Annotated in this window: 17 protein-coding genes; 10 read left to right on the top strand and 7 right to left on the bottom strand. The window is 69.4% G+C overall.

The window, feature by feature from the left end; translation table 11 throughout:
* Window positions 1–139: 139 nt before the first annotated feature.
* The 5 genes from apbC (at window position 140) to CFB49_RS13270 (ending at window position 5845) form a co-directional block, all read left to right on the top strand.
* Complete coding sequence (gene apbC, locus CFB49_RS13290) at window positions 140–1231, top strand: iron-sulfur cluster carrier protein ApbC (protein WP_069620366.1); 1092 nt, start codon at window positions 140–142, stop codon at window positions 1229–1231.
* A 133-nt stretch (window positions 1232–1364) separates the two neighbouring features.
* Window positions 1365–1901 (top strand): superoxide dismutase [Cu-Zn], encoded by a 537-nt coding sequence (gene sodC, locus CFB49_RS13285; RefSeq protein WP_089491544.1) that lies wholly within the window; start codon window positions 1365–1367, stop codon window positions 1899–1901.
* A 195-nt stretch (window positions 1902–2096) separates the two neighbouring features.
* The gene (dcd, locus tag CFB49_RS13280) at window positions 2097–2666 is read left to right on the top strand and encodes a dCTP deaminase (protein WP_006398615.1); all 570 of its coding nucleotides are present in this window, start codon (window positions 2097–2099) and stop codon (window positions 2664–2666) included.
* Between the two features lie 81 nt (window positions 2667–2747).
* On the top strand, window positions 2748–5027 hold the full coding sequence (locus CFB49_RS13275; RefSeq protein WP_006497175.1) for an arginine/lysine/ornithine decarboxylase: 2280 nt from the start codon (window positions 2748–2750) through the stop codon (window positions 5025–5027).
* Window positions 5027–5845 (top strand): lysozyme inhibitor LprI family protein, encoded by an 819-nt coding sequence (locus CFB49_RS13270; RefSeq protein WP_089435464.1) that lies wholly within the window; start codon window positions 5027–5029, stop codon window positions 5843–5845. Before CFB49_RS13275 ends, CFB49_RS13270 begins: the two co-directional genes overlap by 1 nt.
* A gap of 88 nt (window positions 5846–5933) precedes the next feature.
* On the opposite strand, the gene CFB49_RS13265 is transcribed toward CFB49_RS13270, so the two are convergent.
* The 5 genes from CFB49_RS13265 to CFB49_RS13245 form a co-directional block, all read right to left on the bottom strand.
* The gene (locus CFB49_RS13265) at window positions 5934–6617 is read right to left on the bottom strand and encodes an HAD family hydrolase (protein WP_069620363.1); all 684 of its coding nucleotides are present in this window, start codon (window positions 6615–6617) and stop codon (window positions 5934–5936) included.
* A gap of 95 nt (window positions 6618–6712) precedes the next feature.
* Entirely contained in the window at window positions 6713–8122 is a 1410-nt protein-coding gene (gene argH, locus CFB49_RS13260) for an argininosuccinate lyase (RefSeq protein WP_069620362.1), read from the bottom strand.
* 89 nt (window positions 8123–8211) lie between these two features.
* Window positions 8212–10560 (bottom strand): fimbria/pilus outer membrane usher protein, encoded by a 2349-nt coding sequence (locus CFB49_RS13255; RefSeq protein WP_089491543.1) that lies wholly within the window; start codon window positions 10558–10560, stop codon window positions 8212–8214.
* Window positions 10561–10630: 70 nt separating this feature from the next.
* Window positions 10631–11341 (bottom strand): fimbrial biogenesis chaperone, encoded by a 711-nt coding sequence (locus tag CFB49_RS13250; RefSeq protein WP_089491542.1) that lies wholly within the window; start codon window positions 11339–11341, stop codon window positions 10631–10633.
* A gap of 6 nt (window positions 11342–11347) precedes the next feature.
* Window positions 11348–11884, bottom strand: a complete 537-nt coding sequence (locus CFB49_RS13245; RefSeq protein ID WP_069620359.1) for a Csu type fimbrial protein — start codon at window positions 11882–11884, stop codon at window positions 11348–11350.
* Between the two features lie 299 nt (window positions 11885–12183).
* Between CFB49_RS13245 and CFB49_RS13240 the strand changes: the two genes are divergently transcribed.
* Complete coding sequence (locus CFB49_RS13240; RefSeq protein ID WP_089491541.1) at window positions 12184–13179, top strand: Csu type fimbrial protein; 996 nt, start codon at window positions 12184–12186, stop codon at window positions 13177–13179.
* 7 nt (window positions 13180–13186) lie between these two features.
* On the opposite strand, the gene CFB49_RS13235 is transcribed toward CFB49_RS13240, so the two are convergent.
* Window positions 13187–13996: a helix-turn-helix transcriptional regulator gene (locus CFB49_RS13235; RefSeq protein ID WP_069620444.1), complete on the bottom strand. Its 810-nt coding sequence runs from the start codon at window positions 13994–13996 to the stop codon at window positions 13187–13189.
* Between the two features lie 226 nt (window positions 13997–14222).
* Here CFB49_RS13235 and CFB49_RS13230 point away from each other — a divergent pair, with 226 nt between their 5' ends.
* The gene (locus tag CFB49_RS13230) at window positions 14223–14975 is read left to right on the top strand and encodes a class I SAM-dependent methyltransferase (RefSeq protein ID WP_089435459.1); all 753 of its coding nucleotides are present in this window, start codon (window positions 14223–14225) and stop codon (window positions 14973–14975) included.
* A 126-nt stretch (window positions 14976–15101) separates the two neighbouring features.
* Here the strand turns inward: CFB49_RS13230 and ppc are convergent, their stop codons facing one another.
* Window positions 15102–18131 (bottom strand): phosphoenolpyruvate carboxylase, encoded by a 3030-nt coding sequence (ppc, locus tag CFB49_RS13225; RefSeq protein ID WP_069619273.1) that lies wholly within the window; start codon window positions 18129–18131, stop codon window positions 15102–15104.
* Between the two features lie 208 nt (window positions 18132–18339).
* On the opposite strand from ppc, the gene hemC reads away from it, so the two are divergent.
* From hemC to CFB49_RS13210, 3 genes are read left to right on the top strand one after another with little or no spacing between them, the layout of a single operon-like run.
* Window positions 18340–19344 (top strand): hydroxymethylbilane synthase, encoded by a 1005-nt coding sequence (gene hemC / locus CFB49_RS13220; RefSeq protein WP_089491540.1) that lies wholly within the window; start codon window positions 18340–18342, stop codon window positions 19342–19344.
* A complete protein-coding gene (gene hemDX, locus CFB49_RS13215) occupies window positions 19344–21314 on the top strand; it encodes a fused uroporphyrinogen-III synthase HemD/membrane protein HemX (RefSeq protein ID WP_089435457.1) in 1971 nt (656 codons plus the stop codon). Before hemC ends, hemDX begins: the two co-directional genes overlap by 1 nt.
* A 2-nt stretch (window positions 21315–21316) precedes the next feature.
* Window positions 21317–22504, top strand: a complete 1188-nt coding sequence (locus CFB49_RS13210; RefSeq protein ID WP_069619270.1) for a heme biosynthesis protein HemY — start codon at window positions 21317–21319, stop codon at window positions 22502–22504.
* Window positions 22505–22579: the final 75 nt, after the last annotated feature.

The following is a 22579-nucleotide window of genomic DNA, read 5'->3' as shown; positions in this document are numbered from 1 at the left end:
GCCGCACGCGAAGAGTGCGCCGGGTCGCGCGTTCGCGCAATGGCGTGCAACAGATTCTTTCACTTTTCCCGAATTTCGCCGCGAAATTTGATATTTTTTGACGTTTTGCGCGCGAGAAAAACGTTTTCATGGAGTTTCGATGAGCATTGACCGGGCCCAAGTCGACGCCGCGCTGGCGGCAGTCGTCGACCCCAATACCGGCCGCCCGTACGCGGCGAACAAGGGCGTGCGCAACGTCGCGATCGACGGCGATGTCGTGGCGCTCGACGTGGTGCTCGGTTATCCGGCGCGCAGCCAGCACGACGACGTGCGCGCGCGCGTCGCCGCGGCGCTCCGGGCCGTGCCCGGCGTGCGCGATGCGCGCGTCGCCGTGTCGCAGGAGATCGTCGCGCACACGGTGCAGCGCGGCGTGAAGCTGCTGCCGAATGTGAAGAACATCGTCGCGGTCGCGTCGGGCAAGGGCGGGGTCGGCAAGAGCACGACGGCCGTGAACCTTGCGCTCGCGCTCGCCGCGGAAGGCGCGTCGGTCGGCATTCTCGACGCCGACATCTACGGCCCGTCGCTGCCGACGATGCTCGGCATCCACGGCCAGCGCCCCGAGTCGCCGGACAACCAGTCGATGAACCCGCTGGTCGGCCACGGGCTGCAGGCGAACTCGATCGGCTTCCTGATCGAGGAAGACAATCCGATGGTGTGGCGCGGCCCGATGGCGACGTCCGCGCTCGAGCAACTGCTGCGCCAGACCAACTGGCGCGAACTCGACTACCTGATCGTCGACATGCCGCCGGGCACCGGCGACATCCAGCTCACGCTCGCGCAGCGCGTGCCCGTCACCGGTGCGGTGATCGTCACGACGCCGCAGGACATCGCGCTGCTCGACGCGAAGAAGGGGCTGAAGATGTTCGAGAAGGTCGGGATTCCGATCCTCGGCATCGTCGAGAACATGAGCATCCACATCTGCTCGAACTGCGGCCACGAAGAACACATCTTCGGCGCCGGCGGGGCGGAGCGGATGGCGAAGGATTACGACGTGACCGTGCTCGGCAGCCTGCCGCTCGACATCGCGATCCGCGAGCGCGCCGACAGCGGCACGCCGACGGTCGCGGCCGATCCCGAAGGCGCGCTCGCGCGTCGTTACCGCGACATCGCGCGCGGGGTGGCGCTGGCGATTGCCGAGCGATCGCGCGACATGACGTCGAAGTTCCCGTCGATCGTTGTTCAAAATACGTAAAACCCTTGCGGGGCGGGGCCTCACGCTGTTTGCGGCGCCGCGAGGCGCGGTATCATGGCGACTTTTCCCGGGTCCCTTTACCCGCCCGGCGCGGCCGTCGTCTCAAACGGCGGCCAGCCGGCATGAGGATCGAATGAAACAACGACATCACGGCGTGCGCGCCGGCCGCGCGCGGCGCGCGCTGCTGGCCGCCGCCGCGCTGGGCCTGCTGGCCGGCTGTACCTCCTTTTCCACGTCGCACGAAAAGCGGGCCGACGCGCAACTGCAGCCGACGGTCGGCTCGCAGGCGCGCGGCGCGGTGACGTTCGTCGAGCGCCCGGACGGCGTGCAGGTCACCTACAACCTGGTCGGCCTGCCGCCGAACAGCGATCACGCGCTGCAGGTGCACGAGCGCGGCGACTGCAACGCGGGCGACGGCTCGAGCGCCGGCCCGGTGTTCGCGCCGGCCGCCGACCGCTTGCGCGCGGGCGCGCGCGTCGCCGGCGATCTCGGCAACATCCATGCGGATGCGAACGGCGTCGCGGCCGGCTTCATCGTCGCGCCCGATCTGGCCCTCGATGGCGTGCGCTCGGCGATGAACCGCGCGGCGCTGGTGCACCGCGACGCGAGCGACCCGGCGTTTGCGCAGCACGGCGCGGGGCCCGCGCTGGCCTGCGGCGTGATCCGTTGACGGCCGCCGCGTGCGCGGGCCGATGATCGCGTAAAATGTCCGCCTTTCCCGGCCGCCGCCCTGAACCGGCGGCCTTCGTCTTCCGTCACGCAGCGTTTCCTGGCGCCCCAATATGAAACGACCCCAACGCTCACTTTGTTCGCTGTCCCCCGACGGGACGGCCAGCCCCCTTGGGACGGCCCTGCGGAGGCTGGCATGAGCATCAAGTCCGACAAATGGATTCGGCGCATGGCCGAAGAGCACAAGATGATCGAGCCGTTCGTGCCCGATCAGGTCCGTGCGTCCGAGGACGGCCGCCGGATCGTCAGCTACGGCACGTCGAGCTACGGCTACGACATCCGCTGCGCGGACGAATTCAAGATCTTCACGAACATCAACTCGACGATCGTCGATCCGAAGAACTTCGACGAGGGTTCGTTTGTCGATTTCAAGGGCGACGTGTGCATCATCCCGCCGAACTCGTTCGCGCTGGCCCGCACCGTCGAATATTTCCGCATCCCGCGCACCGTGCTGACCGTCTGCCTCGGCAAGTCGACCTACGCGCGCTGCGGGATCATCGTCAACGTGACGCCGTTCGAACCCGAGTGGGAAGGCTACGTCACGCTGGAATTCTCGAACACCACGCCGTTGCCCGCGAAGATCTACGCGAACGAAGGCGTCGCGCAGGTGCTCTTCTTCGAAAGCGACGAAGTGTGCGACGTGTCGTACGCCGATCGCGGCGGCAAGTATCAGGGGCAGCGCGGTGTCACGCTGCCGAAAACCTGATCTGGTTGCATAACGTCTCACCAGTTTCCGGGTGACCGCTGCGCGTGACGCGCCGCGGTCGTTCTTTTTGGAGAATCGCCCATGAAGTTTCGTTTCCCCGTCGTCATCATCGACGAAGATTTCCGCTCCGAGAACATCTCGGGCTCCGGCATCCGGGCGTTGGCCGAAGCGATCGAGAAGGAGGGCGTCGAAGTCCTCGGCCTCACGAGCTACGGCGATCTGACGTCGTTCGCGCAGCAATCGAGCCGCGCGTCGTGCTTCATCCTGTCGATCGACGACGACGAACTCATGCTCGGCGAAACCGGCCCGGACGGCGAGCTGCCGGAGCTCGCGACCGCGATCATCGAGCTGCGCGCGTTCGTCACCGAAGTGCGCCGCCGCAACGCGGACATCCCGATCTTCCTGTACGGCGAGACGCGCACGTCGCGGCATCTGCCGAACGACATCCTGCGCGAGCTGCACGGCTTCATCCACATGTTCGAGGACACGCCGGAGTTCGTCGCGCGCCACATCATCCGCGAGGCGAAGGTCTATCTCGATTCGCTCGCGCCGCCGTTCTTCAAGGAGCTCGTCAAGTACGCGGACGAAGGCTCGTACTCGTGGCACTGCCCGGGTCACTCGGGCGGCGTCGCGTTCCTGAAGAACCCGCTCGGCCAGATGTTCCACCAGTTCTTCGGCGAGAACATGCTGCGCGCGGACGTCTGCAACGCGGTGGACGAACTCGGCCAGCTGCTCGACCACACGGGCCCAGTCGCGGCGTCCGAGCGCAACGCGGCGCGCATCTTCAGCGCGGACCATCTGTTCTTCGTGACCAACGGCACGTCGACGTCGAACAAGATCGTCTGGCACGCGACGGTCGCACCGGGCGACATCGTGCTGGTTGACCGCAACTGCCACAAGTCGATCCTGCACGCGATCACGATGACGGGCGCGATCCCCGTGTTCCTCACGCCGACGCGCAACCATTTCGGCATCATCGGGCCGATCCCGCGCGACGAATTCAAGCCGGAGAACATCCGCAAGAAGATCGAGGCGAACCCGTTCGCGCGCGAGGCGCTGCGCGAAAACCCGGACATGAAGCCGCGGATCCTGACGATCACGCAGAGCACGTACGACGGCGTCGTCTACAACGTCGAGATGATCAAGGATCTGCTCGGCGACCTGCTCGACACGCTGCACTTCGACGAAGCGTGGCTGCCGCACGCGACGTTCCACGATTTCTACCGCGACATGCACGCGATCGGCGACGGCCGTCCGCGCACGGGCGCGCTCGTGTTCGCGACGCACTCGACGCACAAGCTGCTCGCGGGCATCTCGCAGGCCTCGCAGATCGTCGTGCAGGATTCGGAGAACCGCACGTTCGACAAGCACCGCTTCAACGAGGCGTACCTGATGCACACGTCGACGAGCCCGCAGTACGCGATCATCGCGTCGTGCGACGTCGCGGCCGCGATGATGGAGCCGCCGGGCGGCACCGCGCTCGTCGAGGAATCGATCGCCGAGGCGATCGACTTCCGCCGCGCGATGCGCAAGGTCGACGCCGAATACGGCGACGACTGGTTCTTCAGCGTCTGGGGCCCGGACAACCTGTCCGAGGAAGGCATCGGTTCGCGCGAAGACTGGATGCTGAAGCCGAACGACCACTGGCACGGCTTCGGCCCGCTCGCGGAAGGCTTCAACATGCTCGACCCGATCAAGGCGACGATCATCACGCCGGGGCTCGACGTCGACGGCGAGTTCGGCGAGACCGGCATTCCGGCCGCGATCGTGACGAAGTACCTGGCCGAGCACGGGATCATCGTCGAGAAGACCGGCCTGTACTCGTTCTTCATCATGTTCACGATCGGCATCACGAAGGGCCGCTGGAACTCGATGGTGACCGAGCTGCAGCAGTTCAAGGACGACTACGACAACAACCAGCCGCTGTGGCGCGTGCTGCCGGAATTCGTCGCGCAGCATCCGCGCTACGAGCGCGTCGGCCTGCGCGACCTGTGCACGCAGATCCACGACGTGTACCGCGCGAACGACATCGCCCGCCTGACGACCGAGATGTACCTGTCGGACATGGAGCCGGCGATGAAGCCGTCGGACGCGTTCGCGAAGCTCGCGCACCGCAAGATCGACCGCGTGCCGCTCGACGAGCTCGAAGGCCGCGTGACGAGCATCCTGCTGACGCCGTACCCGCCGGGCATTCCGCTGCTGATCCCGGGCGAGCGCTTCAACAAGACGATCGTGAACTACCTGCGGTTCGCGCGCGACTTCAACGAGCGCTTCCCGGGCTTCCACACCGACATCCACGGCCTCGTCGCGGAAGAGGTGAACGGCCGCGTCGAGTACTTCGTCGACTGCGTGCGCGACTGATGGCGGCGCACGGACGATTCCGGACGATGCGCGCGGCGCTGGCCGCGCTCGTCGTCGGGGCGGCAGGATGGGCGGCGCTCGGGGGCGCGAGTGTCGCCCATGCGGAAGTCGCGGCGGCCGACCCGATCGACGTCGCGATGCGGCAATGCCTCGCGCGGCGCGACCGGTCGTCGCCGGCCGGGCAGATCCAGTGCATGGGCGAAGCGCAGCAGCAGTGGCAGGCCGTGATGGACGGCGCGTACCAGCGCCTGTTGAAGGATGCGCCGGCCGACGCGAAGCGCGGCTGGCAGGACAGCCAGCGCCGCTGGCTCACGTGGCGCAAGGACGAAGTGCTGCTGCTGAAGGCCGTGTACGACACGACGCGCGGCACCGCGTATGCGATGTCGAGCGCCGACCTGCAGCTGCAGCCGGTGCGCGACCGCGCGCTGGCGCTGCGTGGGGCGGCCGATCGCTATGCGCCGCCGCCTGCCGCCGTGCCGGTCGCGGCGACGAGCGGTGCGCAGGGCGGTGCCGGCGTGGTCGCGCCGGCCGGCGCCAAGCCGGCGAATGCGCCGCGCGATCCGGCGATCCGTCGCGTGCGGCCGTGCGTGCAGGACGCCGCGTGCGAACACGCATTGTTCGACCTGAACCGCTATTACCAGAAGCTGCACCGCAAGATGCCCGCGCATTCGGCCGCGACGCTCGTGCGCGCGCAGCGCGCCTGGGTGGCGTTCCGCGATGCGACGGCGCCGCTCGTCGGCGAGGACGGACGCGTCGACCTGATCGGCGCGCGCATCGCGACGATGAAGCGGCTGTCGGAGACGGCCGGCAATCGGTAGGCATCGCCGCGATGCCGGTGATCCGGCACGGCAACGCAAAACGGGCACCCTCGGGTGCCCGTTTGCATTGGGGCGGCGCGTGCGCCGCTTACGCGGGCTGCTGCGTGTCGAGACGCCCGAACCACGACGGCACCAGCGCGACCGCGTCGTCGAGCGACGCGAGCACGTGCAGGCTCAGTGCGACGATGTCGGGCGTCGGCGCCTTCAGGTCGGGCACGGTGACGACCGCGGCGCCGGCGCCGGCCGCCGACTGCGCGCCGAAGTCGCTGTCCTCGAACGCGACGCACGCGTGCGCCGGCACGCCGAGACGCTCGGCCGCGAGCCGGTAGACGGCCGGATCGGGCTTGCCGCGCGCGACTTCGTCGCCGCCCGCGATCGCGCGGAAGAACGGGAGCACGCCGACCGCGTCGAGCCGCGCACGGATCACGTCGCGCGCGGACGACGACGCGACCGCGCACGGAATGCCGGCCTGCGCCAGCGTTTCGAGCAGCGCGAGCGCGCCCGACTTCAGCGGAAACTTCGGATGAGGTTCGGGGGCGGCGAGTTGCTCGCGCACGCGGATGCGCACCGCGTCGAACGTATCGGCGTCGCCGATCAGCCGCGCCAGGATCACCTGGCCTTCTGCGAACGAGCGGCCGACGATCTGCAGGTAATCGATCTCGGTCAGCACGACGCCGTGCGCGTTCGACACGTCGATCCACGTGTTCATGATGGTCCGCTCGGAATCGACGAGCAGGCCGTCCATGTCGAAGAGCGCGGCGGAAAAGGTCATCGGGGCATCCGTGAAGCGGGGAAGGCGACGGGCGGCGCGACGGCCGCCCGAATGAAAAACGGACGCCGAAGGCGTCCGTCCGGGACGGCGGGCCGTTACTTGCCGATCGCGGCGCGGGCGGCCTTGACGGCCGCGCGCACCTGGTCGGGCGCGGTGCCGCCCGGATGGTTGCGGCTCGCGACCGACCCTTCGAGCGTCAGGTAGCCGAACACGTCGTCGCCGATCAGGTGCGCGACGTTCGGCAGCTCCTGCTTCATTTCGTCGAGCGTCAGGTCGGCGAGGTCGATCCCGCGGTCGTCGCAGATCTTCACCGCGTGCGCGACGGCTTCGTGCGCGTCGCGGAACGGCAGGCCGCGCTTCACGAGGTAGTCGGCAAGGTCGGTGGCCGTCGAGAAGCCCTGCAGCGCGGCCGCGCGCATCGCGTCCGGCTTCACGGTGATGCCGGCGACCATTTCCGCGAAGATCCGCAGCGTGTCGGCAACGGTGTCGACCGTGTCGAACAGCGGTTCCTTGTCTTCCTGGTTGTCCTTGTTGTACGCGAGCGGCTGGCCCTTCATCAGCGTGAGCAGCGCCATCAGGTGGCCGTTCACGCGGCCGGTCTTGCCGCGCGCGAGCTCGGGCACGTCCGGGTTTTTCTTCTGCGGCATGATCGAGCTGCCGGTGCAGAAGCGGTCGGCGATGTCGATGAAGCCGACGCGCGGGCTCATCCACAGCACGAGTTCTTCGGAGAAGCGCGACACGTGCGTCATCACGAGCGCCGACGCCGCGGTGAATTCGATCGCGAAGTCGCGATCCGACACCGCGTCGAGCGAGTTCGCGCAGATGCCGTCGAAGCCGAGCGTCTTCGCGACCGCGTGACGGTCGATCGGGTAGCTGGTGCCCGCGAGCGCGGCCGCGCCGAGCGGCAGGCGGTTCACGCGGGTGCGGCAGTCGCGCATGCGCTCGGCGTCGCGCGTGAACATCTCGACGTACGCGAGCAGGTGGTGGCCGAACGTGACCGGCTGCGCGACCTGCAGGTGCGTGAAGCCCGGCATGATCGTGTCGGCGTTCTGTTCCGCGAGGTCGATCAGCGCGCCGCGCAGGTCGTTCAGCAGGCCGCCGATGCGGTCGATCTCGCCGCGCAGCCACAGGCGGATGTCGGTCGCGACCTGGTCGTTGCGCGAGCGGCCCGTATGCAGGCGCTTGCCGGCATCGCCGATCAGCGCGGTCAGGCGCGCCTCGATGTTCAGGTGGACGTCTTCCAGGTCGAGCTGCCATTCGAATTCGCCACGCTCGATCTCGCCCTTGATCTGCGCCATCCCGCGTTCGATCGCGGCCAGGTCGTCGGCGCTGATGATCTTCTGCGCGGCGAGCATGTTCGCGTGCGCGAGCGAGCCGGCGATGTCGACGAGCGCGAGGCGCTTGTCGAAAAACACCGACGACGTGTAGCGCTTGACCAGCTCCGACATCGGTTCCGAGAAGCGGGCCGACCAGGCCTCGCCCTTTTTGTGCAGTTGGGACGTCATGGCGATTCTTCGAAGGGGAGTTGGGCGGCCGTGCGCCGCCGAGGGAATCCCGCGATTCTAACATTCGCGCAGCGGACGGCCGGCGCGCGCTACCGCGGGCCGCAGGCCAGCGGGCCGATGCGCGGCAGCGTGCCGTCGTCCGGCCGCCGGTACGCGAATTCGACGGTGCAGTCGCGGCCGCCGCCGGAGATCTCCAGGTGGTTGTTCTCGACGAGGCCGTCGACGAAGGTCAGGCCGTCGTAGCCGACGATCGTGCGCTGACCGCTTTCGACGTGGCGGACCTCGAGCCCCGGCGGAAGCGGCGTGCCGTCGGACGCGTGCAGTGCGATCGACGCGGCGCTGTAGCGCGTGATGGCGAAGTGCGCGAGCACGCCGGAGCGGGCCTGCGGCACGACGTCGAGCGTCGTGTCGGCGATCCGCGCGTCGGCCGGCAGCGCGCTGCCGTCGATCGCGACGCGATTGCTCTGGTACGCATTCAGGTCGGGCACCAGCAGGTAGCCGGCCCGGTCCGTTGCGCCGATCAGCCGGTTCTGGTGCAGCACGGGCACGCGCCCCGTGTCGGTCGAGACGAGCGCGAAGCCGTCGTCGACGCGGCGTGCCGTCATCACGCGGCCGTCCATCAGCACGAACGCGCCCGTGACGTCGACCGCCGCGTTGCCGCGCCCGTCGAACGATTGCGCGAGCAGCGTGAGCTGACCGGCGCGGCCGAGATACTGCAGCTGGCCCTGCCCGTAGCGGGTGCCCGCGTTGGCGCCGGCCTGCACGTTCCAGCCGAAGCCGCCGCCGTAGTCGGGCGGCCGCGATGCATTGAGCGTGTAGGTCGATTCGCCGTTCTGCCGTCCGGCGTTCGCGGAGACGGACGTGTTGCCGCCGAGCCCGATGCTCAGGCTCACGAAGAAGCCGCGCGCATCGCGTTGCCGGAAGTCCTGGAAGCCGCTGAACGTGATCGAGGTCAAGCCGCCGAGATTGACGAGGTAAGCGATCGAGCCGATCCGCGACGCGGCGACGCCCGGATACTTGAGGGCCAGATAGCTGAACGACAGCGTTTGCGCGCGCAGGAACGGGAACGACACCGTCACGCGATCGGTGGCGCGCGAGACCGGCACGCCTTCGCGGCTGCCCAGGTCGACGTAGTCGCCGAATGCGCGCAGCGTCTGTGCGTCGATCGAGAAGCGCGGCGTCACGTACTGGTAGCCGACGCCCGCCTGCACGCCGGTGCTGCCCGGCGCGCTGAGCGCCAGCGACGCGTTCGCCACGCCGCGCTCGCCGAGGCGCGCGAGCACGCCGGCGCCGGCGTTGTAGACGCCGGCCGTCGCTTCCCCGTGCGCTTCGACGGTCAGCCGCTCGCTGATCCCGTAGCGCAGCGAGCCGCTCGCCGCCGGCGTGCGCGCGTAGTCGAACGAATCGGTGCCGTACGCGCGGCGCAGGAAACCGGCTTCGACCGAATAGCTGGCGAGGCCGGGCGCGAGCAGGCGCGTATCGACGTACAGCGGAATCGACGTCGCGATCGAGCGGCCGAGCGCGTCGCGCGTGACGACCGTCGCGTTGCCCGCGCCGGTGATGCCCGGCACGCTGTTGATCACGAACGGCCCGCTCGGCACGTCGCCGCTGAACTGGCGCACGTTGTTCACGTACAGGTCGACCGACGTCGGCACGACCGCGCTGCCGGACAGCGCGGGCACCGGAAACGTGACGAGGTCGGGGCGCAGGCCGAAATTGCTGCGCCACTGCACGCCGCCCAGGCGCAGCGAGCGCGTCCAGGACAGCGACGACGAAATCGTGTCGCCGACCTGGGTCGTCGTGAGCGTGCGGGGATTCGAGCGGGTCCAGGACGTGTCGTAGCGCACGTAGCGCCGGCGGTCGTCGTACAGATACGCGATGCCGGTGCTGCTGAGTACGCCGGCCGGATCGAAATAGCGCGCCTCGCTCCAGACCGCGAGCGGTGCGCGCGCGACGGTTTGCGCGTAGGCGTCGTAGTTCAGCACGAAGCCGCGGCCGGACGTGGCCGGCGGCGCGGCGGCGAGCGCGCGCGTATCGAACGTGTGCGGAATGCGCAGTGCGTCGGGTACGCGCAGGTCGAGCGTCTGCCGGCCGGCGTCGTAATCGTAGTGCAGCCCCGCGAGCGTATCGAGTGCGACGAGCGTGTTCGACGGCGCGTTCGCGGGGCCGCCGGTCGCGATGCCCAGGTCGTTCAGGTCGGCGGACGCCGCGTACAGCCGCCCGTCGATCTGCCGGAACCCGGCGATCCGATGCGTCGGTTCGCCGTTGACCGACACGTCGAGATACAGCCCGTCGGCTTGCGCCGCGGCTTCGGACACGGCGGCGGGTGGCATCGGCGCCGGCGCCGGTTGCGCGCATACGGCGAGCGCGTGCAGCGCCAGTATCAGCGCCAGCGCGAGCGGCGCGGCGGTGGGCCGGCCCGGCCCGGCGTGTCGCATGGGGCGGTCGGCCCGGAGGGTCTTGCTCGGCATCGGCACGGGCAACGTCGTGCGACCCTGCTCGGGTGGCTCAGGGCGCCGTCAGCCGGGCTTCGACCGGCTGCGCGTTGACGGTCGCCCGGATCTTGACGAACGGCGCGCCGGCGTCGAGCTTGAGCGGCCAGCGTCGCGTACTGCCCGCGAGCGCATAGCCGAGCAGCCCGCGCGTGACCTCGTGGACGCCGCCTCGCGCATCGACCAGCCGGACCGCGGAAATCTGCGCCCGCCGTCCGCCGCGATTGTCGACCGCGAGCCGCATGCCGGCCCCGTCGGGTTCGACGCGCCAGTCGAGGCGCGGGGACGCTGGCGCGGCATCGGGCTCGACGAATACGGGCACGGAATAGCGCAGCCGGATCGTCACGCCGTTGTCGACCGGCGTGCCCGGCGCGGGCAGTTCGTCGATCAGCACGCGATAGCTCTCCTCTGCGGCCGGCGTGCCGCGGCTCGTGCGCACGAGCCGGATCAACTGCTCGGCGTTCGCGTCGATCCGCAGCAGCGGCGGCGACGCGGCGAGCGCGTCGGTCGGCGTCATCACGTCGGTGCCGTTTTCCTGCGTCCAGCGATAGGTGCGGACCTGGCCGTAGATCGCCCGCCCGCCCGGGTTGCTGAGCGTCATGCTCGCGGCCGCCGCCGACGGCGGCAGCTCGATCGTCACGGGCGTGATCTGCAGCGTGGCGGCATGCGAAACCGTCGTCGCCCATCCGACGCACAGCGCGGCCAAGGCGCGCGGGAACAATCGCACGGCCCGTCAGAAATAGACGGTGGCGGTGACCGAGGCCTGGTAGGTGTCAGGCTTCGGCGTCGCCTGAGCGGGCACCTGGCCGTACACGTTCAACACCTGCGCGGAACCGGTGCCGGTGCCGCCGACCGTGTCGGTGCCCTGCGTGTTGCCCCAGATCGTCGAGTGGCCCGAGTCCTGGTAGAGCTGGTAGCCGACCGTCGTGCCGGTATTGCCGGTGGTGGTACCGCCCATCAGCCGGCTGGCGACGGTCGAGCCGGTGACCGCGCCGGCGTCGAGCCCGACGTTGTAGGGTGTCGAGTTCGTGCAGGTGACGGAGAGGGTCGTTTGCTGGTTGAGCGTCGACGCGAGCACGCCGGTCGTGCCGAATGCAAGCGGGTTCGCGGCGATCGTACAGTTCGCCTGGATCGTGAGCGTGACGTTGAATTGCGCGGTGGCCGTGCCGTTCGAATAGACTGCGGCAACGGTGACGGGCTGCAGCACCGGCGCGAAGGCGAACGTGGCTGCGAGCATGGCTGAAAAAACACGACGTCGGGAATCTATCATTATGATTGTCTCCTGCCGTTCAAGGGGTCGCCCGGCCGCGGAGTGCCTGCCGCGTGGTCTGTCGCCGGTCGCCGTTACCGCTCTGTCGTTGGTGGAAGACTACTCCACGGGTTCGGTCGCGCGCAATGGAGAAAACGCCGACCCGGCGTGCGTTGTCCGGGAGGGGCGGACGGATTCCATCGGCCTATTTGACATGGATCAAGTAACAGTGCGAACGATCGATGCACGGACCGATACGATGACGGCGCGGCCCGATCCGCGAACCCGGTCGGGCGGACGTTTTTTTGCGGGGGAAACGCATGGCGGATGACGGCTTCGACCTGGCGCGCCGCTGGATGCGCGCGCTATCGTGCCTGCTGCTGGCAGCGGTACTCGGCATGCCGTGGATGCCGGCGCGTGCGGATACGTGCACGGTGACGCCGCCGGTGCCGAGCTTCGGCTCGGTCAGTCCGATCACGCAACAGGCCTACACGACGACCGCCACGATGACCGTGAACTGCACGTGGGACACGCTGAGCCTGAACACCGGCGTGCTCGTGTGCGTGAACCTCGGCGGCACCAGTCCGCGCTACCTGAGCAACGGGACGAACCAGATGCAGTACGACCTGTATCAGGACGCGGGCTATTCGCAGGCCTGGGGCGCCGTGAGCAGCGGCACGACGCCGATATCGCTGACGTTGACGAAACCGGCGCTCGGCACGTCGGCGAGTGCGAACGTGACCATCTATGGCCGCATCGCGCCCAACCAGCCGACCGTGCCGACCGTGAACAACGACAGCACCGTCTATACGCAGAGTTTCAGCGGCAACCAGGCCGCATACAGCTACAGTTTTTCGCTGCTTGGCGTGCTGCCGACACCGTGTGTGTCGCAGTCGACGGCCGGCACGATGACGGTTACCACGACCGCCACCGTCGTCAATAACTGCATCATCAGCGCGACCGGCGTCGCGTTTCCGCCCGCAGGCGTGCTGGCGTCCGCGCTGACCGCGAGCGGCTCGATCAGCGCGCGCTGCACGAACGGCGACGCATTCCGGATCGCGTTGAACGGCGGCGGCAGCGGCAACGTCGCCGCACGTACGATGCAGCGCGCGGGCGGCGGGTCGGTCAGCTACCAGCTCTATCAGGACAGCGGCTTCACGCAGCCATGGGGCGACGGCACCGCCGGCACGTCGATGGCGACCGGCACCGGCAGCGGGTTCGCGCAGGCGATCACCGTGTACGGCCGCGTGCCCGCGCAAGCGACGCCGGCGCCCGGCAACTACAGCGACACGATTACCGCGACGATCAGCTTCTGAGCCGCGCTCAGTCGCGCACCAGTACGACCAGCTTCAAGTCCTCGCGGTGCGCGGGCTTCAGCGTGATCTGCTGGTACACGAGGCGGCCGTCGGCCGGATGGTCGAATTCGCGCCGCCCGCCTTCGCGCTCGAACACGTCCTGCGACGCCCAGTACTGCGCGAACGCGTCGCTGCCGGCCGTCAGCGCGTCGATCAGCGCGCGCGTCGGCGCATCGGTCAGGTGGCGGATCGCATCGGCGCGGAATTCGGCGGCGAGCCGCCGGGCGCGGGTTTCCCAGTCGACGATCAACGTGCGTGCGGCCGGCGACATGAACGTGAAGCGCAGCAGGTTGCGGTCGTGCTCGCCGTCGAGCCAGCCGGAAAAGAGCGCGGCGGCGGGCGCATTCCACGCGAGCGCGTTCCACTGGCGGTCGAGCACGTAGGCGGGCGTCGCGATCGCCGCGACGGTCGCGGCGAGCGTCGGCGGCAGGTCGCCGCCCGCGACGTCGGGCTCGGCCGGGTCGCGCTGCGCGGCCAGCTCGAACAGATATGCGCGCTCGGCCTTCGACAGCTGCAAGGCGACGGCGATCCGGGCGAGCGCGTCGGCCGAGGCCGACACGGGCCGGCCCTGTTCGATCCACGTGTACCAGGTCGGGCTGACGCCGCACAGTTGCGCGACTTCCTCGCGCCGCAGCCCCGGCGTGCGGCGCCGCGGGCCGGGCGGCAGGCCGACGGCCTGCGGCGACAGCCGCTCGCGATGGGCACGGATGAATTCGCCGAGCGCGCGGGCGGGCGTGGCGTCGAGCGGCGGGACGGGGGCGGAGGAGGGTTGGCTCATGCGGAAACGGCGAAGTGGAAGCGAAAACGCGGCAACGATCAAACGATCAGACAGGTGGATCGAATACCAGAATAACTGCTTAACTTGTACTGGTACAAACGCAGGCCTATTGTAGCGGCTCGCGCGCTGGCAGGGCAGCGGGCGTCCCCCACAATACGTTGCACGGGGCCGGATCGCGCGCTGATGCGCCGGGTTCGGCCGACTGCATCCCGGAAAGGAGCGAACGATGAAACACCACGACCAGGTCGCCGACGCATTCGGCACGACGGCCGCCGCCTATCTGACGAGCACGGTTCATGCGACGGGCGCCGACCTGCAGACGCTCGCCGACGCGGTGCGTGCGACGCCCGATGCGGTGGTGCTCGACCTCGGTTGCGGCGCCGGCCACGCGAGCTTCGCGGTCGCGCCGCACGTGCGCGCCGTGGTCGCGTACGATCTCGCCGCGCCGATGCTCGCGACCGTCGACGCGGCCGCGCGCGAACGCGGGCTCGCGAACATCCGCACGCAGCAGGGTCCGGCCGAGCGGCTGCCGTTCGACACCGCGACGTTCGACTGGGTCGTGAGCCGGATGAGCGCGCATCACTGGCACGACATGCGCGCGGCGCTCGCCGAGGTGCGCCGCGTGCTGAAGCCGGGCGGCCGGGTGCTGATGATCGACATCGCCGGCAACGACCATCCGCTGCTCGATACGTACCTGCAGGCCGCGGAAGTGCTGCGCGACGCGTCGCACGTGCGCGACTACCGCGCGGACGAATGGCTCGCGATGTTCCGCGCAGCGGGTTTCGACGCGCAGGTGCACAGCCGCTGGCGGCTGCCGATCGATTTCGACACGTGGGTCGCGCGCATCCGCACGCCGGCCGACAGCGTCGCCGGGATTCGCGCGCTGTGGGCGCATGCGCCGGACGAGGTGCGCGGCTATTACGCGGTGCGGGCCGACGGGTCGTTCGAGCACGATGCGTTGCTGATCGACGCGCACTGAGCATGCGGCGCGCGCTGCAGCGTTGCGCCGGCGCATGAAAAAAGCCGCGATACGCAGGAACGCGTATCGCGGCTTTCGCTATTCCGGCCGGCGCCGAACACGCCCGGCGCCCGCGCGGCCTGCGGATCAGCCGGTGTTGCGCAGGCCGGCCGCGATCCCGTTGATCGTCAGGTGAATCCCGCGGCGCAGCCGCGCGTTGGTGTCACCCGCGCGGTGACGCTTGATCAGCTCGACCTGCAGGTGGTTCAGCGGATCGAGATACGGGAAGCGGTTCTTGATCGAGCGCGCGAGCAGCGGGTTGTTCGCGAGGCGGCCTTCCTGCCCGGTGATTTCCGCGAGCGCCTGCGACGTGCGCTCCCATTCCGCGACGATCCGCCCGAACACGTGCTTGCGCAGCTTGCGGTCGGACACGAGCTGCGCATAGCGCGACGCGACCGCGAGATCGGTCTTCGCGAGCACCATGTCCATGTTCGACAGCAGGTTCGCGAAGAACGGCCAGGTCTTGTTCATCTTCTTCAGCAGCGTCACGCGCTTCGCGCGTTCGGCGTCGTCCTGCGCGCCGTCGAGATAGGCGCTCACCGCGCTGCCGAAGCCGTACCAGCCGGTCAGCAGCAACCGGCACTGGCCCCACGAGAAGCCCCACGGAATCGCGCGCAGATCCTCGATCCTGCGCTGCTTCGGATCCTGCAGCTTGCGCGACGCCGGGCGGCTGCCGATGTTCAGCTCGGCGATCTCGGTGATGGGCGTCGACGAGAAGAAGTAGTCGGTGAAGCCCGGGGTTTCGTAGACGAGCGCGCGGTACGCGGCCATCGCCGAATCGGACAGCGTCTGCATCGCAGCCTCGAACGCGGGCAACTGTGCCGGTGCGTTCGATTGCGGCAGCAGCGACGCCTCGAGCGTCGCGGCGACGACCGTCTCGAGGTTGCGCCGGCCGATCGACGGGTTCGAGAACTTGCTCGCGATCACCTCGCCCTGTTCGGTCAGGCGGATCTGCCCGTTCACGGTGCCCGGCGGCTGCGACAGGATCGCCTGGTAGGTCGGGCCGCCTCCGCGGCCGACCGTGCCGCCTCGCCCATGGAACAGCCGCAGCGTGATCTTGCGCTCGCGGAACAGGTCGACGAGCGCGAGTTCCGCGCGATACAGCTCCCAGTTCGACGTGAGGAAGCCGCCGTCCTTGTTGCTGTCCGAGTAGCCGAGCATCACTTCCTGCTCGGCGCCCTGGTGCGCGATCAGCGCGTCGATGCCCGGCAGCGCGAAGTAGTCGCGCATGATGCGCGACGCGTCGCGCAAGTCGGGAATCGTCTCGAACAGCGGAATCACCATCAGGCTGTTGCGCGCGTCGCTGCCCGGCGCGCCGAGCGTGCCTTCGAGCAGGCCCGTCTCCTTCTGCAGCAGCAGTACCTCGACGAGGTCGCTGACGGTTTCCGTGTGCGAAATGATGTAGTTGCGCACCGCACGCGCACCGAATTGCGCGCGAACCTCGCGTGCCTTCTCGAACACGCCGAGCTCGCTCTGCGCGAGCGCCGAGTATTCGAGGTACGGCGAACGCAGCGGGCGCGGATCGGCGAGCGCGGCGAGCAGCACGCGCAGCTTGTCTTCCTCGGCGAGCGCCGCATAGTCGGCCTCGACGCCCGCGCGCGCGAACAGCTCGGCGACCACCGCCTCGTGGATGTCGGAACTCTGGCGCAGGTCGATGCTCGCGAGATGGAAGCCGAACACTTCGGCCGCGCGCACGAGCGGCGCGAGGCGCGGCGCGGCGAGCGACGCGCCGTGGTGTTCGTCGAGCGACGCGGTCAGCACTTTCAAATCGGCGACGAACGCTTCGGAATCCTCATACGGGATCGCGCGCACCGGCGGCGCGCCGCGGCCCGCGCTGCGCACGGGCACCGTGCCTTCGCCGAGACGCACGCGCGCGCTCGCGGCGAGCCGCGTGTAGATACCGATCAGCGCGCGGCGATACGGTTCGTCGACGCGATGCGGCGACTGGTCGGGCGATGCGGCCGCGAGCGCCTTCACCGCGTCGTTCGCGCCGACCAGCAGGTTCGATACCGACAGCTCGGCGCCGAGCTTGTGCACCTGTTCCAGGTAATGCTCGAGGATCACCGCGGCCTGGCGGTTGATCGCCTCGTCGAGCGTCGCGGCCGTCACGTTCGGGTTGCCGTCGCGATCGCCGCCGATCCAGCTGCCCATCTGGAAGAACGCGGGCACGCGGGCCGACAGGCCGTGCTCGGCGAGCGCGGCCTCGATATCGCCGTACAGCGCGGGCAGCTCGTCGAGGAACGTCGCGCGGTAGTACGACAGCGCGTTCTCGATCTCGTCGCCGACCGTCAGGCGCGAGTCGCGCAGCATGCGCGTCTGCCACAGCGCGGTCACGCGTGCGCGCAGCATCGCTTCGTTGTACTGGCGCTCGCGCGCGGTCAGCTCCTGGTCGCGTTCGGCGAGCAGGCGCGCGATGTCGTGCTGCGCGTCGAGGATGCTCTTGCGCTGCACTTCCGTCGGGTGCGCGGTCAGCACCGGCACGATCAGCGCATCGTCGAAGAAGCGCTGCAGCAGGCGCTTCGACGCGTTGCCGGTGGTTTTCAGCTGGTCGAGCGCATATGCGACCGTGCCGGGTTGCGGCGCGGAGCCGGCCAGCGCGTGGATGCGGCGGCGGCGGTTGTGGTGACGGTCTTCCGCGATGTTCGCCAGGTGCGAGAAATAGCTGAACGCGCGCACGACGCTCACCGTCTGCTCGGGCGTCAGCTTGCGCAGCTTCTTCTCGAGGGTCTGCGCGGCTTCGCTGTCGTCCTCGCGGCGGAACTTGACCGCGGTCTGGCGGATCGTCTCGACGACGTCGAACACCGTATCGCCTTCCTGTTCGCGCACGACGTCGCCGAGCAGGCGGCCGAGGAAGCGGATGTCCTCGAACAGCGGGCGATCCTTGTCGTCGCGCGTGCGGGTGCCGGCCTTCGGCGCGACGGCATTGCGGGCGGCGGGGCCGGGGGCTTTCGTCGCGCGTTTTGTCTGACGTATCGGGTCTTTCGGTTTCGTTGCCGTGGGTTTCGTTGCCGTTTTCGCACGGCCGTTCGCGGCGGTGGCGAGCGTGCCCGTCGAGGCATCGGGGGAGGGCAAGGCAGCATTGCGGCGCGCCGTACGCGCCGATCCGGAAGACTTCACGATGGGTTTCCTTGGGAAAGCTCGAGTCAAAAGGAACTGCGGAAACTGCGGGAACTGCGGTCAAGCAACCAGCTACGTGCGGCACATCCGCACAACGGCGCCGCGACCCGCGCGGAAGCAGGCCGGGCGCAGGCTCCGGGCCCGGGCGGGCCGGGGCGTGCGTGCTACCATTGTTCGATCTTCAATCCCGTCCTTCGATGTTCCAGCAATGAATTCCGAGACCCCCGCGGCCGGGCCGCAGCAGGCACAGCCGCCCGCGACGTTGACGATTGCCTCGCGCGAGAGCCGCCTGGCGATGTGGCAAGCCGAACATGTGCGTGATGCGCTGCGCAAATTATATCCAGCTTGTGACGTGAAAATCCTCGGGATGACGACGCGCGGCGATCAGATTCTCGATCGCACGCTGTCGAAGGTCGGCGGCAAGGGCCTGTTCGTGAAGGAACTGGAGGCCGCGCTGGCCGACGGCCGCGCCGATCTCGCCGTGCATTCGCTGAAGGACGTGCCGATGGCGCTGCCCGACGGCTTCTCGCTTGCCGCGATCATGGAACGCGAAGATCCGCGCGACGCGTTCGTGTCGAACGACTACGCGTCGCTCGACGCGCTGCCGGCCGGCGCGGTCGTCGGCACGTCGAGCCTGCGCCGCGAGGCGATGCTGCGTTCGCGCTACCCGCATCTCGATGTCCTGCCGCTGCGCGGCAACCTCGACACGCGCCTCGCGAAGCTCGACCGCGGCGACTACGCGGCGATCATCCTCGCGGCCGCCGGCCTGAAACGCCTCGGCCTCGAAACGCGGATCCGTGCGCTGCTCGACGTCGAAGCCAGCCCGCCCGCAGCCGGCCAGGGCGCGCTCGGCATCGAGATCGCCGCGCACCGCGGCGACGTCGCCGCGTGGCTCGCGCCGCTGCACGACCCGCGGACCGCGCTTGCGGTCGAGGCCGAGCGGATGGTGTCGCGCGCGCTCGGCGGCAGTTGCGAGGTGCCGCTCGCCGCGCACGCGGTGTGGCGCGCGGGCGAGCTGTACCTGACGGGCCGCGTGTCGACCACCGACGGCAAGCGCGTGCTGACGGCCGACGCGTGCGGCGCGGTCATGACCGTCGCCGATGCGCTCGCGCTCGGCCGCGCGGTGTCCGACGAACTCGAGGCGCAAGGCGCGCTCGACATCGTCCAGGCGCTGCTCGCGAGTTCGCAGGCCGCGGGCAAGGGCGACGCCTGATGGCGGGCGGCGCGCGCGCGTTCACCGCTGTCCTGACGCGTCCGGACGGGCAGTCCGACGCGCTCGCGTCGCAATTGGCCGACGCCGGTTGCGACGTGCTCGAATTCCCGCTGATCGATATCGCGCCGGTCGACGATCCGGCGCCGCTCGACGCCGCGTTCGCGGCGCTGGCCGACTATGCGCTGGTGATTTTCGTGTCGCCGAACGCGATCGACCGCGCGCTCGCACGGTACGACGCGATCTGGCCGAACGCGCTGCCGGTCGGCGTGGTCGGGCCCGGCAGTGTCGCGGCGCTCGAGCGCCGCGGCATCGCGGCGCCCGCGCATCGCGTGATCGCGCCGCAGGCGCCGGCCGACGGCGGCGTGCCCCATTACGATTCGGAAAGCCTGTTCGCGAGCATCGAGGCCGCGTTCGGCGGCGCGCAGGCGCTGGCGGGCAAGCGCGTACTGATCGTGCGCGGCGACGGCGGGCGCGAATGGCTCGCCGAGCGCCTGCGCGAGGCCGGGGCGGACGTCACGCTCGTCGCCGCGTACCGGCGCGTCGTGCCGGAGCCGCGCGTCGGCGCGTGGGAGCGCGTGCACGCGCTGCTCGACGGCCAGCCGCACGCGTGGCTCGTCACGAGCTCGGAAGGCGTGCGCAACCTGCACGAGCTCGCGCGGGCCCACCTGAACGATGCCGAGATCGACGCGCTGAAGCATGCGCCGCTCGTCACGCCGCACCCGCGGATCGAGCAGACCGCGCGTGCATTGGGTTTTGATAGGATTACGCTGACCGGCGCGGGCGATGAGCGCATCGTCCGCGCGTTTCGAACGATGGCCGACGAGGCCGTCCAACCGGCGACAGCCGCACCGGTGACTAAACGCATGACAGATACCAACGATTCCAAAAGCGTCGCTTCCCAGCCGGCCGCTGCATCCGCGCCGCCGTCCAGCCCTCCTTATCTCGCGCCCGAACCGCGTGCGCGCCGCGGCGGCAGCGCGGTGCTGTGGTTCGTCGTCGTCGTGCTCGGCTGCGCGGCGGGTGTCGGCGGCTACGCGCTGAACCGCAAGATCGACCGGCTCGACGGCACGTTCGTCGTGCGCCAGAAGGCGCTCGACGCGCAAGTGGCCGAAACGCGGACGAAGACCGAGCAGGCGCTTGCCAGCACGCACCAGGTCGACACGCAACTCGCGCAACTCGACGGCAAGCTCGCCGATGCGCAGAGCGCGCAGCAGGCGCTGCAGCAGCAATACCAGGACCTGTCGCGCAACCGCGATGCGTGGATGCTCGAGGAAGTCGACCAGATGCTGTCGAGCGCGAGCCAGCAGCTTCAACTGACCGGCAACACGCAGCTCGCGCTGATCGCGCTGCAGAACGCCGACGCGCGTCTCGCGACGTCGCAGAGCGCGCAGGCCGTCACGGTGCGCAAGGCGCTCGCGCAGGACATCGAGAAGCTGAAGGCCGCGCCCGCGGCCGATCTCACCGGCCTCGCGATCAAGCTCGACGACGCGATCGCCAAAATCGACGCGCTGCCGCTGTCCGGCGAGGCGATCGTGCCGCACGCGGCGCCGAAGGCCGCGCCGGACGACACCGCGTCGTCGGTCGCGGCCGGCGAGCCGCGCTGGAAGGTGTGGTGGCACGACTTCTCGGCCGGCCTCGGCCAGCAATTGAAGGGCCTCGTGCAGGTGCGCCGGATCGACAACGCGGACGCGATGCTCGCGTCGCCCGACCAGGGCTACTTCGTGCGCGAGAATGTGAAGCTGCGCCTGCTCACCGCGCGGTTGTCGCTGCTGGCGCGCAACGACAGCGCGATGAAGGCCGACCTGCACGCCGCCCAGGCGTCGCTGGGCAAGTATTTCGATCAGGCGTCGAAGGACACGCAGATCGTCGAGGATCTGCTCAGGCAGGTCGACGGCGCATCGCTGACGGTCGCGGTGCCGAACCTGAACACGAGCCTGAACGCCGTTCAGCAGTTCAAGAGCCGGGGGTAACGATGACGCTTCGAGGAATCGTCTGGCTCGCGGTCCTGTTCGCGATCGCCGCGGCGCTCGCCACCGTCGGCCGTTTCGACGCGGGGCAGGTGCTGCTCGTCTATCCGCCGTACCGGATCGACGTGTCGCTGAACCTGTTCGTGATCGCCATCGTCGTGCTGTTCATCGTCGTGTACGCGCTGCTGCGCATCGTGCGCAACATCTGGCGCATGCCGCAGCGGGTCGCCGCGTATCGGGCGCGTTCGCGCAACGAGAAGGCGCAGGCGTCGCTGCGCGATGCGATCGCGAACCTGTACGCGGGCCGCTTCTCGCGTGCGGAGAAGGCCGCGCGTGAAGCGCTGGCCGTCGATGCGAACCTGGGCGCCGCGAGTCTCGTCGGCGCCACGGCCGCGCACCGGATGCACGAGTACACGCGCCGCGACGACTGGCTGTCGAAGGTCGACGCGCCCGAATGGCAGGATGCGCGGCTGCTTGCCGCGGCCGACATGCGCGCGGATGCGCGCGACGCCGACGGCGCGCTCGCCGCGCTGGCCGACATGCAGGCCGGCGGCAAGCGCATTCATGCGCAGCAGGTCGCGCTGCGGGCGCAGCAGCAACTGAAGAACTGGGCCGAGGTGCTGAAGCTCGCGAAGGCGCTCGAGAAGCGCGAGGCGCTGCATCCGGCCGCGGCCGTGCGGCTGCGCCAGCAGGCGGCGGAAAATCTGCTGCGCGAGCGCCGGCACGACCCGGATGCGCTGCTCGAAGTGTGGCAGTCGCTGTCGCCGGTTGAGCGCCAGTCGCCGCGCTTGGCCGATCTCGCGGCCGAACTGCTCGTGCCGCTCGAGCGCCGCAACGAAGCGCGCCGCATCGTCGAGGACGCGCTCGCGCACAACTGGGATGCGCGCCTGCTGCGCCGTTACCCGGACACGGCCGGCGCCGATGCGCTGCCGCTGATCCAGAGGGCCGAAGGCTGGAAGAAGGATCATCCGGAGGATGCCGACCTGCTGTTCGCGCTCGGCCGTCTCTGCCAGCAGCAGCAGCTGTGGGGCAAGGCGCAGTCGTTCCTCGAGTCGGCGCTGAAGCTGGCCGACAACGAGGCGCTGAAGGTGCGCGCGCATCGCGCGCTCGCCCGCCTGTTCGAGCAGCTCGGCGAAACCGACAAGGCCGCGAAGCACTACCGCGAAAGCGCGCTGGCGATCACCGTGGTGTGACGCTGCGCCGCGCCGCGCCGCGCAAAAAGCCCCGAACGCCGATCGGCCTTCGGGGCTTTTTTTCGTCCGTCGCGA

Origin of the sequence: Burkholderia sp. AU17457 (assembly GCF_002223255.1) — a bacterium.
Taxonomy (GTDB): domain Bacteria; phylum Pseudomonadota; class Gammaproteobacteria; order Burkholderiales; family Burkholderiaceae; genus Burkholderia; species Burkholderia sola.
This window is presented reverse-complemented; position numbering and strand designations above follow the sequence as displayed.

Bases quoted from the DNA above. Each gene is read 5' to 3' on its own strand.
- sodC (WP_089491544.1), top strand. From the start codon at position 1,365: ATGAAACAACGACATCACGGCGTGCGCGCCGGCCGCGCGCGGCGCGCG.
- CFB49_RS13210 (WP_069619270.1), top strand. From the start codon at position 21,317: ATGACGCTTCGAGGAATCGTCTGGCTCGCGGTCCTGTTCGCGATCGCC.
- hemC (WP_089491540.1), top strand. From the start codon at position 18,340: ATGAATTCCGAGACCCCCGCGGCCGGGCCGCAGCAGGCACAGCCGCCC.
- CFB49_RS13270 (WP_089435464.1), top strand. From the start codon at position 5,027: ATGGCGGCGCACGGACGATTCCGGACGATGCGCGCGGCGCTGGCCGCG.
- apbC (WP_069620366.1), top strand. From the start codon at position 140: ATGAGCATTGACCGGGCCCAAGTCGACGCCGCGCTGGCGGCAGTCGTC.
- CFB49_RS13275 (WP_006497175.1), top strand. From the start codon at position 2,748: ATGAAGTTTCGTTTCCCCGTCGTCATCATCGACGAAGATTTCCGCTCC.
- dcd (WP_006398615.1), top strand. From the start codon at position 2,097: ATGAGCATCAAGTCCGACAAATGGATTCGGCGCATGGCCGAAGAGCAC.
- CFB49_RS13245 (WP_069620359.1), bottom strand. From the start codon at position 11,884: ATGATAGATTCCCGACGTCGTGTTTTTTCAGCCATGCTCGCAGCCACG.
- CFB49_RS13265 (WP_069620363.1), bottom strand. From the start codon at position 6,617: ATGACCTTTTCCGCCGCGCTCTTCGACATGGACGGCCTGCTCGTCGAT.
- CFB49_RS13230 (WP_089435459.1), top strand. From the start codon at position 14,223: ATGAAACACCACGACCAGGTCGCCGACGCATTCGGCACGACGGCCGCC.
- CFB49_RS13235 (WP_069620444.1), bottom strand. From the start codon at position 13,996: ATGAGCCAACCCTCCTCCGCCCCCGTCCCGCCGCTCGACGCCACGCCC.
- argH (WP_069620362.1), bottom strand. From the start codon at position 8,122: ATGACGTCCCAACTGCACAAAAAGGGCGAGGCCTGGTCGGCCCGCTTC.
- CFB49_RS13255 (WP_089491543.1), bottom strand. From the start codon at position 10,560: ATGCGACACGCCGGGCCGGGCCGGCCCACCGCCGCGCCGCTCGCGCTG.
- CFB49_RS13240 (WP_089491541.1), top strand. From the start codon at position 12,184: ATGGCGGATGACGGCTTCGACCTGGCGCGCCGCTGGATGCGCGCGCTA.
- hemDX (WP_089435457.1), top strand. From the start codon at position 19,344: ATGGCGGGCGGCGCGCGCGCGTTCACCGCTGTCCTGACGCGTCCGGAC.